Source organism: Amycolatopsis suaedae (assembly GCF_004214935.1).
GTDB lineage: Bacteria > Actinomycetota > Actinomycetes > Mycobacteriales > Pseudonocardiaceae > Amycolatopsis > Amycolatopsis suaedae.
This window is the reverse complement of record NZ_SFCC01000003.1, coordinates 266434-278949: the sequence shown is the minus strand read 5'-3', so window position 1 is coordinate 278949 and position 12516 is coordinate 266434. Positions and strand designations below refer to the sequence as shown.

At 71.1% G+C, this 12516-nt stretch carries 9 protein-coding genes; 6 read left to right on the top strand and 3 right to left on the bottom strand.

Features of this window, described 5'->3' with window-relative positions; translation table 11 throughout:
- Window positions 1-126 precede the first annotated feature (126 nt).
- The 3 genes from EWH70_RS07325 (at window position 127) to EWH70_RS07315 (ending at window position 5170) form a co-directional block, all read left to right on the top strand.
- Window positions 127-1080: a methionyl-tRNA formyltransferase gene (locus EWH70_RS07325; protein ID WP_130474495.1), complete on the top strand. Its 954-nt coding sequence runs from the start codon at window positions 127-129 to the stop codon at window positions 1078-1080.
- 39 nt (window positions 1081-1119) lie between these two features.
- Window positions 1120-1533, top strand: a complete 414-nt coding sequence (locus tag EWH70_RS07320) for a cold-shock protein (RefSeq protein ID WP_130474494.1) — start codon at window positions 1120-1122, stop codon at window positions 1531-1533.
- A gap of 907 nt (window positions 1534-2440) precedes the next feature.
- A complete protein-coding gene (locus EWH70_RS07315) occupies window positions 2441-5170 on the top strand; it encodes an AfsR/SARP family transcriptional regulator (protein ID WP_240686849.1) in 2730 nt (909 codons plus the stop codon).
- Window positions 5171-5459: 289 nt separating this feature from the next.
- Here the strand turns inward: EWH70_RS07315 and EWH70_RS07310 are convergent, their stop codons facing one another.
- Window positions 5460-6524, bottom strand: coding sequence for a tartrate dehydrogenase (locus tag EWH70_RS07310; RefSeq protein ID WP_130474492.1), 1065 nt, complete (start codon window positions 6522-6524; stop codon window positions 5460-5462).
- Window positions 6525-6585: 61 nt separating this feature from the next.
- Entirely contained in the window at window positions 6586-7455 is an 870-nt protein-coding gene (locus tag EWH70_RS07305) for a LysR family transcriptional regulator (RefSeq protein ID WP_130474491.1), read from the bottom strand.
- A gap of 94 nt (window positions 7456-7549) precedes the next feature.
- Between EWH70_RS07305 and EWH70_RS07300 the strand changes: the two genes are divergently transcribed.
- Both EWH70_RS07300 and EWH70_RS07295 read left to right on the top strand, forming a co-directional pair.
- Window positions 7550-9142, top strand: a complete 1593-nt coding sequence (locus EWH70_RS07300) for an SLC13 family permease (protein WP_130474490.1) — start codon at window positions 7550-7552, stop codon at window positions 9140-9142.
- Between the two features lie 31 nt (window positions 9143-9173).
- Window positions 9174-10106, top strand: coding sequence for a phosphotransferase family protein (locus tag EWH70_RS07295; RefSeq protein ID WP_130474489.1), 933 nt, complete (start codon window positions 9174-9176; stop codon window positions 10104-10106).
- Here the strand turns inward: EWH70_RS07295 and EWH70_RS07290 are convergent.
- Window positions 10075-11838 carry a beta-propeller domain-containing protein gene (locus tag EWH70_RS07290; RefSeq protein WP_130474488.1) on the bottom strand — a complete coding sequence of 588 codons (1764 nt, stop codon included), beginning with the start codon at window positions 11836-11838 and terminating at the stop codon, window positions 10075-10077. The genes EWH70_RS07295 and EWH70_RS07290 overlap by 32 nt on opposite strands.
- Window positions 11839-11891: 53 nt before the next feature.
- Here EWH70_RS07290 and EWH70_RS07285 point away from each other — a divergent pair, with 53 nt between their 5' ends.
- Complete coding sequence (locus EWH70_RS07285; RefSeq protein WP_130474487.1) at window positions 11892-12482, top strand: TetR/AcrR family transcriptional regulator; 591 nt, start codon at window positions 11892-11894, stop codon at window positions 12480-12482.
- Window positions 12483-12516: the final 34 nt, after the last annotated feature.

Sequence of the window (12516 nt, the reverse complement as noted above, 5' to 3'; positions counted from 1 at the left end):
AACTAAGGGGAGGCTCGCCTAGTCCATCCGAGGGTGATGTGCGTCCCCCGGCCGCGCCCTTGTGTATGTAGGTAAGGCTTGCTTCACTACTGGGGCTTTGCGCCCAGGACTACCAGGAGGACGACGATGCGGGTTGCGATGTTCGGCTACCAGACGTGGGGCCACCGCACCTTGCAGGCGTTGCTGGATTCTCCCCACGAGGTCGCGCTCGTCGTCACGCATCCGAAGAGTGACCACGCCTACGAGCGGATTTGGTCCGATTCGGTGGCGGAACTGGCCGCAGCCCACAACGTTACGTGCCTGGAACTGAACCGCCCGGACAGCCCGGAACTTCTCGCCAGTCTCAAAGAGGCCGATCTCGACCTCATCGTCGCCAACAACTGGCGTACCTGGCTGCCGCCGGAGATCTTCAACCTGCCGCGGCACGGCACGCTGAACATCCACGACTCGCTGCTGCCCGCGTACGCGGGTTTCTCCCCGCTGATCTGGGCGTTGATCAACGGCGAGCCCGAGGTCGGGGTCACCGCCCACATGATGGACGGCGAACTGGACGCCGGTGACATCGTGTTGCAGCGCTCCGTCCCGGTCGGGCCGAGGGACACCTCGACGGACCTGTTCCACAAGACCGTCGACCTGATCGGGCCGATCGCCGCGGAAGCCCTGGACCTCATCGCCAGCGGTACCGCCCGGCCCGTGCCGCAGGACCGGTCCAAGGCGAGCTTCTTCCACAAGCGGTCCATCGAGGACTCCCGGATCGACTGGAACTGGCCCGCCGACGCGATCGAGCGGCTGATCCGGGCGCAGGCCGACCCCTACCCCAACGCGTTCACCTTCCACGGCGGCAAGCGGTTGCGGGTGACCGCGGCCTCGGTGTCCGAGCGGCCCTACGGCGGCACGCCCGGCCGGATCTTCATCCGGGAGGGTGCTGGCGTGGTGATCGTCGCCGGTGCCGACGCGCGCACCGGGCGCAACCGCGGCGTGGTGCTGGAAACCCTGCGTACCGACGACGGCGCGGAGATCGCCGCCGTCGACTACTTCCGTGCCATGGGCGGGTATCTCACGAGTCATCCTGTCGACTGAATGGCTGACAAAGATCACGCACGGTAGGGTCTGGTGGCTATGACGACCGGCAGGATCCTGCGCTTCGACGAGGTTCGCGGCTACGGCTTCATCGCGCCGGACGAGGGCGGCGAGGACGTGTTCATGCACGCGAATGACCTCCTCGACGACAAGCACCTGTTCCAGGCCGGCGTGGTCGTGGCGTTCGACGTGGAGGACAGCGGGCGCGGGCTGAAGGCGTCGAACATCTCCATCGCCTCCAGCGCCGACGCGCCCGCGGCCGAGCCCGCCGTCGTGCCGCCCGCGCCCCGGGCCGACGAGCCGGGTGACACGGTGTCGGCGGCGCGGTTCCGCGGCGAGATCACCGAGACGCTCCTCGCCGCTGCCCCGACGCTGACCGCGGCGCAGATCGTGCAGCTGCGACGGCAGCTGGTGCAGCTGGCGCAGGACCACGGCTGGGTCGAGCCCGGCTGACCCGCCGCCCCCGCGCAAAGCTCGTGAAGGCCACCTTCACCACGTCTCACGTAATGAAGGGGGCCTTCACCACGTCAGCATCCCGACAAAGTCCGGAGTCGTGGTGCGGAGGGTGGAGTTCGCGTGCCGGAGCGTGGAACTCGCGTGCGTGACGGTGGGACTCGCGTGTCCGGGGGGAGGCGGGTGTCTCACCTGGTGAACTCCACGCTCGTGCACGCGAACTCCGCCTTCCGGCACGCGAGTTCCACGCTCCCGCCCCCGCGCAAAGCACGTGAAGGCCACCTTCACCACGTGAGACGTCAGGCCCCGGCAAAGTCGGCGCTGGCGGGCCGGAGGGCGGAACTCACGACGTGTATCCAGTTCTCCTGTCGTGAGGTGGCGGGCGACCGGCGATGCGGTTGTGACGTCTGGGACGGCTGGGACGTGTGGGTTCGGGTGAAGGCCGAGTTTCTGTCGTCTCACGTGATGAAGGTGGCCTTCACGAGCTTCGCGGCCCCGGTGTCACGGCCCCGGCAGCCTCAGTGGTCACAGCAGGCTCGGCAGCCTCACCGGTCGCCACGAACGAGACAACCCCGCGACCGGCGAACTCCCCCAATGTGGCATTGGGGGAGTTCAAGTACCCCAATGCCACATTGGGGTACCGGCGACAAGCCACCCAAGGGGGCCTTCACGAGCCTCGTGGTCACGTGCCCTGACAAGCACCGGAGTCGAAAGTCGCGAGGGGCCCGACTTAGGTATGGGGCTTGCCGGACTACCTGGCGGTTTGCCGACGTGGTTCCTACGATCCAGGAGTCCGACTCCAAGCCAGGTGATGCGGTTGACGGTCAACTCGTTTCGCGTCTTGGGCCCGTTCGACGTCGTCGTCGACGGCACGGCGTTGGCCATTGGGGGGCCCAAACCCAGGTCGATGCTGGCCACGCTCGTCCTGCACCCGAACGTCCCGGTGTCGGTCGACGTGCTCGCCGAGGTGCTCTGGCCGCAGTCCCAGCCGCGCTCGGCGAGCGCGAACATCCGCACCTACGTCCACAGCCTGCGTCGCGGCGGCCTCGCCGACCGGATCGAGAGCAGGCCGGCTGGCTACGTCCTGCACGCCGAGCCACACGAGATCGACGCCACCCGGTTCGAGCTGGTGGCACAACGGGCCCGCGCGGCACTGAACGACGGCGATCCGGCCACCGCCCTCGCCCTGTACGACGAGGCGGGCGGGCTGTGGCGCGGCACCGTCCTCGAAGACCTGCCGCCGTGCCACGTCTGGGCCGCCTCCGCCGCGCGCCTGAGCGAGATGCGCTCGCTGGTCAGGGAACACCGCATCGACGCGCTCATCCAGCTGGGCCGCAGCGGCGAGGCCGTGATCGAGTTGCGCGGCCTGCTCGCCGAGCAGCCGATCCGGGAGGCGCTGTGGGAGAAGCTGGTCGACGCGCTCGCGGCGGCCGGGCGCACCGGCGAGGCCCTGCAGGCGTGTTTCGACGCCGAGAACGTGCTGCTGGAGGAACTGGGCACCAGCCCGGGCGAGGGCCTGCGGAAGGCACGCGCCCGGCTGCTGGGCGCCGAGCCGGCGGAGGAACCCGACCCGTTCCCGGTCCGGCAGCTGCCGCTCGACCTGCCCGACTTCACCGGACGGCGCGGCACCGTCGACGAACTGACCACGCTGCTGCGCGGTAACGGGCGCGCGGTCGCCGTACTGTCCGGCCCGCCCGGGGTCGGCAAGACCTCACTCGCGGTCCGGGTGGTCCACCAGCTCAGCCCGGTGTTTCCCGACGGCCAGCTCTACCTGGACCTGCGTGGCACCTCGGCACGGCCGCGGCAGGCCGGAGAACTGCTACCGGAAGTCCTGCGCTCGCTCGGGATCCCCGACGCCAGCATGCCGCCCACGCTCGCCGAACGTTCCGCGCTGCTGCGCTCGCAGCTGGCGCGGCGGCGCCTGTGCCTGGTCCTCGACGACGCCGCGAACGCCGCCCAGGTCCGGCCGCTGCTGCCGGGAGCGGGACGGTCGGCCGTGCTGATCACCAGCCGGGTCCGGCTGCCCGAGCTGGTCGGCGCGGCGTCGATCAGCGTGGACGTGCTGCCGGAGACGGAAGCCACCGCGCTGCTGACCGAGCTGGTCGGCGAGCGGCGGGTACGGGCCGAACCGGACACGGCCGCCGAAATCCTGCGTGGCTGCGGGTACCTGCCGCTCGCCGTCCGGGTGGTCGGCGCGAAGCTCGCGCAGCGGCCGGCGTGGCGGCTGCGGGTCCTCGCCGACCGGCTGCGGGACGAACGCAGGCGGCTGCGGGAACTCGAGGTCGGCGACCTCGCGGTGCGGGCCAGCGTGGCACTGAGCTACGACCGGCTCGACCCGGACGCGGCCCGGGCGTTCCGCGGGCTGGGGCTGCTCGGCGCGACGCGGTTCCCCGCCTGGGTCGTCGCCGCGCTGCTCGGCCGCGAGTACGCCGACGACGTGCTGGACCAGCTCGTCGACGTGCACCTGGTCGAGCTGACCAGCTCGGACGAGAACGGCCAGGCCCGCTACCGGCTGCACGACCTGCTCAGGGTGTTCGCCACCGACCGCGGCCACGCCGAGGACACCGGCGCCGACCGGCGGTCGGCCCTGCGGCGGGTGATCGAGGGCTACCTGGACCTGGCAGGCACCGCGGCCGAGCGCATCCCGATCCACTTCTTCGGCACCCACGACGTCCGCACCGACGGCTGGCGCGTCCGGCAGCCGGAGAGCCTCGTCGCCGATCCCACCGCCTGGTTCGAGGCCGAGCGGATCACGGCCACCACGCTGGTCGAGCTGGCCGCCCGGTGGGAACTCGACGATCTCGCCTGGCGCCTGGCGACGGCGTTCATCCCGTTCTTCGACCTGCGTGGCCACCAGGACGACTGGGAACGCACGCACGTGATCGCGCTGGCGGCCGCGCGGCGCCGTGGCTGTCCCCGGGGACAGGCGATCGTCCAGCGCAACCTCGGGCAGGTCCAGCTCTACCGCGACGCCTACCCCGAAGCGCTGGCCGCGTTCGAGGAGTCGAGGATGCTGTTCGAGCGGGAGGGTGACCGGCGCGGTGTCGCGATCGGACACTCCGGTCTCGGCACCGTGCACCGCATTCTCGGCGACAACGACTCGGCCCTGGAGCACTGCGAACGCGCGCTGCGGTTGTTCGGCGAGGTCGGCGACCGGCACGGACAGGCGGTGGCGACCATCGCACTCGGTTCGGTCCGGCTGTCCTCGGGCGACCTGGCGGAGGCCGAGCGGTGCTTCGCCGAGGCGCGGTCGCTGTCGGTGGCGATCGGCGACCGGCACCGGGAGGCGCACGCGCTGATGCGGATGGCACTGGTGCGGCAGGCACACGGGGAGCTGTCCACCGCCCGCGACCTGATCACCACGTCGATCGCGATCTTCGACGACCTCGGCGACCACCACTGCGTCGGCTACGCCAACCAGCGGCTGGGTGAGGTCTGCCTGGACAGCGGCGACCTCGCCCACGCCCGGCTGCTGCTGGTCAACTCCGTCCGGATGCACCGCCGCAACGGCGACCGGCGGTCCGAGGCCGAGGTGTCCGAGCTGCTCGGCCGCCTGCACCAGACCCTCGGCGAGAACGAGCGTTCACACGGCTACTTCACCCGCGCCAGGGCCCTCCGCGCCGAACTGCCCGCCTGACCGACAGCCCGCACGAGTCTCACACTCGGGGCCCGGCGTGCCGGACAGTGGGATCAGGCGGGCGGGAACGTACAACTCGCGCGTCAGAACCTACGACTCGCGCGTCAGAACGTACGACTCGCGCGAACGGCCCGTTCGCGCGCGCGACCGGCACCAGGTGAGAACCGGCGTCCACATCGTGAGTTCTGCGCTCACGCACGCGAGTTCTACGTTCCGGCACGCGAATTCTGCGCTCGGGACCACCCAGCTCGCCGTGCCGGCATCACGCGAGCGAGCGGGCAGGCACGACTCAGCCGAGCGCGTCGATCACGGCCGAGGTGACGTCCTTGGTCGTCGCCGTCCCGCCCAGGTCTCGCGGCAGCACGCCGGCCGCGGTGACGGTCTCCACGGCGCGGTTGACCCGCGCGGCCTCGTCCGGGAAGCCGAGGTGCTCCAGCATCAGCGCGGCGCTGCCGATCGCGCCGATCGGGTTGGCGACGCCCTGCCCCGCGATGTCCGGCGCGGAACCGTGCACTGGCTCGAACATGCTCGGGAACCGCCGCTCCGGGTTGAGGTTCGCGCTCGCAGCCGTGCCCAGGCTTCCGGTCAGCGCGCTGCCCAGGTCGGACAGGATGTCGGCGTGCAGGTTCGACGCGACCACCACGGAAAGGTCCTCGGGCCGGAGCACGAACCGCGCCGCCATCGCGTCGACCAGGCAGCTGTCGGTCTCGACGTCCGGGTAGTCGGCCGCCACCCGCTCGAAGACCTCGTCCCACAGCACCATGCCGTACTGCTGGGCGTTGCTCTTGGTCACGCTGGTCAGCCTGCGCCGCTCCCGCCCCCGCGCGAGGTCGAACGCGAACCGCATGATCCGTTCACAACCGCTCTCGGTGAACAACGACGACTGCACCGCGACCTCGCTGCCGCGCCCCCTGGCCGCGAGGTTACGGCCGCCGAGCCCGGCGTACTCGCCCTCGCTGTTCTCCCGCACGACGATCCAGTCCAGCTCGGTGTCGTCGGCCTTGCGCAGCGGGCTGGTCACGCCCGGCAGGAACCGCACGGGGCGGATGTTGGCCCACTGGTCGAAACCCTGGCACACGGCCAGCCGCAGACCCCACAGGCTGACGTGGTCGGGCACGGTCGGCCAGCCGACCGCTCCGAAGTAGATGGCGTCGAAACCGGCGAGCTGCTCCAGGCCGTCCTCGGCCATCATCCGGCCGGTGCGGGCGTAGTAGTCGCACCCCCAGTCGAACTCGGTCCAGCTCAGTTCGATGCCCGGACCCGTGACGGCGTCGAGCACCGCCCGGCCGGCCTCGACGACCTCGGCACCGACGCCGTCCGCTGGGATAGCCGCGATTCTGAACATGGATCCCATCCAACAAGGACCGCGCCGCACGCGTCCAAGACGCGTCGGTGATGCGCCTGAGAGGCCGCGCCTATCGGTCCAGCGCGATCCCGGTGAACCGCTGGGCGGCCGGGGTGAGCGGGGACGCCCGGTGGATGAGCGAGACCTCCAGTGCCGCGGCCGGTTCGAGTTCGGCCACCCGCGCGCCCGCCCGCCGGGCCAGCGGCGCCCAGGCAGCCGTCGTCACCGCGACGCCGACACCGTTCAGCACCAGCGGCAGGATGATCTCCCGGTGCGCGGTCTCGACCACGATCCGCAGGTCCACGCCGGCGGCGACGATCTGGTCCACTACGTGCCGCATGCGGGTCCCCGGCGGCGCGGCGATCACCGGCCTGCCACCCAGCTGCTCCCGCGTCACGACGTCACCCAGGTCGCTGTCCGGCGGGACGAGCAGGACGAACCGCTGCCTGTCCACCCTGTGCCGCACGACTCCGGGCAGCGCGACGTCCTCCGCCGCACCCAGAACGCCGACCTCGGCCCTGCCGGTCCGGACGGCCTCCAGCACTTCCTGCGGCGTGAACGCCGCGTGCACCACCGTCCGGATTCCCGGATGTGCGGCCGAGAACTCCGCGATCATGCCGCTGAGCGGGTCCACCGCCTGCGACGGCATCGCGGCGACGTCGACCACGCCGGTGAGGCCGGCCGCGACGGACCGCGCGGTGTCCCGTGCGGCGTCGAGATCACGCAGCACCTGCCTGGCGGGGACAACGAGCGCGTGCCCGGCGTCGGTGAGCACGGCCCGCCTGCCGATGCGGTGGAACAGGTCGACGCCGAGTTCCTTCTCCATGGCCCGGATCGCCTGGGACAGCGACGGCTGCGCGAGATGCAACCGGTCGGCGGCGCGGTTGAAACCGTTCTCGTCGACGATGGCGAGGAAGTACCGCAGCTGCCGCGCATCCATAGGCACTGCCTACCACGGTGGTAGCGAAGTGGTGTTGGACACACCGGACGGGTGACGGAAGGCTGGCAGGAACGTCAGCGCACAGGGAGGGCAGATGGCAACGAAGCCGGCCCGGACCGATGTCGAGAGCGTACTGCTCACGGCCAACCGGGACAGCCTTGGGCAGGAACGCCTCTCGTCACGGGAGGAGAAGTTCGAACGGGCACGCCGGACGACGGGACTGTGGCTGGCTCCGCTGGTCACGATCACGTTCCTGGCGTTGCCGCTCGGCCTCGCCGGGAACCAGCAAACGCTTGCCGGCGTCCTGCTCGGCGTCGTGGTGCTGTGGATCTGCGAACCGATTCCGCTGCCGGTGGCGGGGTTCATCGGGGTCGCCTGCGTGGTGGTGCTCGGCGTCGCACCGGTCGACGACGTGCTCGCGCCGTTCGGCTCGTCGACGATCTTCACCTTCATCGGCGCGTTCATCATCGCCCAGGCCATGCTCAAACACGGCCTGGCCCGCAGGTTCGCCTTCCGGGTGCTGTCGCTGCCCGGTGTCGGGACGTCGACCACCCGGATCGTGCTGGCGTTCGGCGCGATCACCTGCCTGCTGTCGGCGTTCGTGTCGAACACGGCGACGGTGGCGATGCTGTTGCCGACGGCACTGGGCATCCTCACGGTCATCGCGAAGCTGATGCAGGACCGCGGCGTCGTCGCCGAGAACTTCGACCCGCGCATGCTGCGCGTCGGCACGGCGCTGATGCTGATGCTCGCCTACGGCGCCAGCGTCGGCGGGCTGCTCACGCCGGTGGGTTCCCCGCCGAACCTGATCGGCCGGGCACAGATCGAGAAAGCGACCGGAACGCGGATCTCGTTCACCGACTGGGTGCTCTCCGCGGTGCCGATCTGCCTGCTGATGTTCGTCCTGCTGGCCGCCGTGCTGCTCCTGCTGAACCGGCCGGAGATCCGCAAGATCGAGGGCGTCCGCGAGTACGTCGCCGAGCAGCGCGGCGACATGGGCAGGTTCAGCGGCGCCGAGCGGAACACGCTCATCGCGTTCGGGTTCACCGTCACGCTCTGGATCGCGCCCGCGATCGTCGGGCTGATCGCCGGTGACCAGTCCGCCGCGTTCAAGACGGTGAGCGACCGGCTCGACGAGGGCGTCGTGGCGGTGCTCGGCGCGGCGTTGCTGTTCCTGCTGCCGGTGTCGTGGAAGCGCCGCGAGTACACGCTGTCCTGGTCGGACGCCGCCCGCATCGACTGGGGCACGATCATGCTGTTCGGCGCGGGCATCATCTTCGGCACCCTGCTGGCGGAAACCGGCCTGGCGAAGACCATCGGCGAGGCCAGTGCCTCCGGGCTCGGGCTCGCCAGCGCCGTGCCGATCACGATGTTCGCCGTGGTACTGGCGATCCTGATCTCCGAGACGACGAGCAACACCGCGGCCGCGTCGGTGGTGGTGCCGATCGTCATCCCGATCGCCGTCGCCGCGGGCATCAACCCGCTGCTGCCCGCGCTCGCCGCGACGTTCGGCGCCTCGTTCGGCTTCATGCTGCCGGTGGCAACCCCGCAGAACGCCATCGTCTACGGCTCGGGCACGGTGCCGATCACCAGGATGATCCGGTCCGGGCTGGCGTTCGACGTGTGCGGCGCGATCCTGATCGTCATCCTGCTGCCGGTCACCGCGACCCTGGTCGGGCTGGGATAAACCGGTTGCGCACGGCTCTAGGTTCGACGGTATGGGACTGCTGCCGTACGCCGACACACCCGAGGAGTTCGAGTCGCTCCGCGCCGAACAGCTGGAACCCGGTGTCGCCGCGATCCTCGGGCACACCGGGTTCACGCGGTTCCCGGAGGGGTCGCTGCCGGTGTACGCCGTGGGCGACGACCTCGTGCTCAAGCTGTACCCGCCGCCGTTCCACGACGAGCTGAGCACCGAGAGTTCGGCGCTGCGGGCGGTCGAGGGCAAGCTTCCGGTGCCGACGCCCGCGGTGGTGCGGACCGGAACGCTGGAGGGCTGGGGTCACCTGCTGATGAGCAGGCTGTCCGGCGTCTCGCTCACCGAGGCATGGCCACGGCTGACCGATGCCGACCGGGCCGACGTCGCCACGCAGCTGGGAAGCGCGCTGGCAGCGCTGCATCAGGTCCCCGCTCCGTCGCTGGAACCGCCCGACTGGGCGGAGTTCCTCACCCGGCAGCGGGAATCGGCCGTCGACCGGCAGCGGCGGGCGGGACTGGCCGAGGAGTGGCTGGACCAGATCCCCGGCTTCCTGGACGGCGTCGACCTCGGTGACCCGGCACCGGTGTTGCTGCACACCGAGGTGATGCGGGACCACGTGCTGGTCGAGCGTGCCGGTGACCGCTGGCGGTTGTCCGGCCTGTTCGACTTCGAGCCCGCCATGCGGGGAGCCGCCGAGTACGAGTTCGCCGCCGTCGGCCTGTTCACCGCGATGGGCGACCCGGCGTTCCTGCGCGGGCTCCTGCTGTCCTACGGCTACTCCCCCGGCGAGCTGGACCACGACTTCTCCCGGCGGTGCCTGGCCTACACGCTGCTGCACGTCTACAGCAACCTGAAGTGGTACCTGAAGATCCTGCCCGCACCGGCCGAGCCGACGCTGGACGCGCTGGCCACGGCGTGGTTCAGCGCAGCGGAATCCACGCCTGCCGGGTGAGCCCGGACAGCGCGCTGACCATCGCACCGGCTTCGGAGACCGTCCACAGCTCCGAGCCGATGACCAGGGACCGCCGCACCTCCGCGGAGTCGTGCCGGACGACGCCCAGCTCGGTGAACCCGCCGTCGCCCAGCCGCAGGACCATCGCTCCGCCGGTGGTCTCCGTGGCGCTGGTGCTGCTCAGCGGCACGACTACGAGGTTGTCCTTGGGCCAGAACAGGAACGCGTGCGGGTCGGACTCCACCTCGGTGCCGGAATCGGGTACGTGGTGCTGGGCCAGCCGGCGCGGGGCGGCCGGGTCGGCGACGTCGAACAACGACACCTGGGTGCCCAGCCTGCGGCCGCTGGTGTCGGCTTCCTGGCCGACGCCGATGAGCCGGTTGTTCCCCACGTCGTGCAGGTAGGCGGAGTAGCCGGTGATCTTCAGCTCGCCGGTGGCCCGCGGCCGTGCCGGATCGCTCAGGTCCACTGTGTACAGCGGGTCGGTCTGCCGGAACGTCACCACGTAGCCGACCGGCCCGACGAACCGCACGCCGTGGATCCGCTCGCCGCGGCCGAGACCGTCGACCCGGCCCACGGTGTCCAGCCGGTTGTCCCTGCGGGCGAGCACGGTGACGGCACTCTCGCTGTCGCCGCGCTCGCCGCTCAGGGTGGTCGCCACCCGCAGGTGCCCGGCGTGCTCGGACATCGCGTACTGGTTGAGCAGCAGGCCGTCCACCCGGCCGGACGCCACGTGCTTCGGCGGGCCGGGCTGGGAGATGTCGAACTGGTGGATGCCGGTGTCACCGAAGGAGTTCCCGCGGTCCACACGCGACGCCGACTGCTCCGCGACGTAGAGGCTGGTCTCGGTGGCGTAGACGTCGTTGCCGTCGGCCACGATGGAAACCGGATCGCCCCGGCCGATCTCGCCGAGCAGGTCGAAGGTGAGCACGGTCAGCATGGACGACGCCGTGTAGCCGTCGGGATGGCTGATGCGGGTGCAGTCGACGAGGCTGCCCTCGGACACCCGGCCGCCGGTGTCGAGCCGGTAGCGCGGCAGCCAGTCCTCGATCGGTGCCGTGTCCGGCGTCCTCGCCGGAACCTGAGGCGTGGAACGGACGACGACCCTGGCCAGGTTGCCGGTCTGCCGCCCGGCGACGTAGGCGCCGTCCACCTCCAGTGTGCCGATCACCCGGCCGGAGCCTGTCAGGTCGACCAGCACGATCTCGGTGCCCGCCGGGCGGTCCCAGCGCGCGTTCGGCGGCCGCATGACGGCCTCGCCCGGCGCACCGAGGATCAGCGCCCGGTCGCCGGCCAGCAGCAGTTCGCCCGCCGCCGACCCACCGGGCAGGTCGACGGTCGCCGTCACGGTCTTCGACGCGACGTCCACCACCCGCAGCCGCGAGCCGGACAACGTCACCACCCGGCGGCCGTCGGTCTTGACCAAATCGCCCTCCTGGACACCTGCCTCGTGGTTGTTGGTGCCCGAGTGTTCCTGCGCTTCGGGTGCCGCGGCCCGGGCGTCGCCGCTGCCCCGGTCGGGCACGGCCTGTTCGCCGAACCAGTAGGTCTTGTTCCTGGCCGCGCTGCGGAAGCCCTCCAGCGCGGCCGGGCAGGAGTCGAATGCCGCCAGGGCGGGGCTCGCCGTCACCTCCGGCGGGACGGTGGTCTCGCGGTCCCCCAGCGCGACCACTGCGATTCCGGCGACGAGTGTCGTCGCCACGCCCAACCCCAGCCACAGTCTTGGTCTCATGTCGTCAGGACGGGACGAGGCCGGTGCGGGGTTGCACGTGAAATACTGCCGCGATGGCTGATCGGCGACCGGGTGGACGTTCCGAGCGGGTCAGGCTGGCCGTGCTCCACGCGACCCTCGACGAGCTGGGCGCCACCGGCTACGCCGACCTGACCGTCGACGCCGTCGCCGAACGTGCCGGGGTGCACCGCACGACGCTGTACCGCCGCTGGGGTTCGGCCGAGGGGCTGGTGGCCGAGGCGCTGCTGTTCGGCACCGAGCAGGACTGGGTGGCCCCGGACACCGGGACGCTGGAGGGTGACCTCGCGGCGATGGGCCGGGAACTGGTGCACTACTTCACCACGCCCGGCCTGTCCGCTCTGCCGATCGCGTCGATCTCCGCCGCGTTCCAGTCGCCGCGAGCCGCGGAGTCGCTGCGGCGCTTCTACGTCGACCGGCACGCCCGCAGCGCGGTGGTGGTCGAGCGGGCCGTCGAGCGCGGCGAGGTCCCGCCGGGCACGGACGGTCCCGAGGTGATCCGCGCGGCCACCGCCCCGGTGTTCTACCGGCTGTTCATCAGCAGGGAACCGGTCGACGACGCGGTTGCCGACACGGCCGCCCACGTCACAGCCGTCGCCGCCGCGGCGGGCGCCTTCGTGGTCTAGGTCTTCTCCGGTGGGCGCAAGCACGTGAAGGCCA

What these genes read in the sequence shown, in the direction of transcription:
- EWH70_RS07325 (WP_130474495.1), top strand. Translation starts at nt 127, where the DNA reads ATGCGGGTTGCGATGTTCGGCTACCAGACGTGGGGCCACCGCACCTTG.
- EWH70_RS07320 (WP_130474494.1), top strand. Translation starts at nt 1,120, where the DNA reads ATGACGACCGGCAGGATCCTGCGCTTCGACGAGGTTCGCGGCTACGGC.
- EWH70_RS07315 (WP_240686849.1), top strand. Translation starts at nt 2,441, where the DNA reads ATGCTGGCCACGCTCGTCCTGCACCCGAACGTCCCGGTGTCGGTCGAC.
- EWH70_RS07310 (WP_130474492.1), bottom strand. Translation starts at nt 6,524, where the DNA reads ATGGGATCCATGTTCAGAATCGCGGCTATCCCAGCGGACGGCGTCGGT.
- EWH70_RS07305 (WP_130474491.1), bottom strand. Translation starts at nt 7,455, where the DNA reads ATGGATGCGCGGCAGCTGCGGTACTTCCTCGCCATCGTCGACGAGAAC.
- EWH70_RS07300 (WP_130474490.1), top strand. Translation starts at nt 7,550, where the DNA reads ATGGCAACGAAGCCGGCCCGGACCGATGTCGAGAGCGTACTGCTCACG.
- EWH70_RS07295 (WP_130474489.1), top strand. Translation starts at nt 9,174, where the DNA reads ATGGGACTGCTGCCGTACGCCGACACACCCGAGGAGTTCGAGTCGCTC.
- EWH70_RS07290 (WP_130474488.1), bottom strand. Translation starts at nt 11,838, where the DNA reads ATGAGACCAAGACTGTGGCTGGGGTTGGGCGTGGCGACGACACTCGTC.
- EWH70_RS07285 (WP_130474487.1), top strand. Translation starts at nt 11,892, where the DNA reads ATGGCTGATCGGCGACCGGGTGGACGTTCCGAGCGGGTCAGGCTGGCC.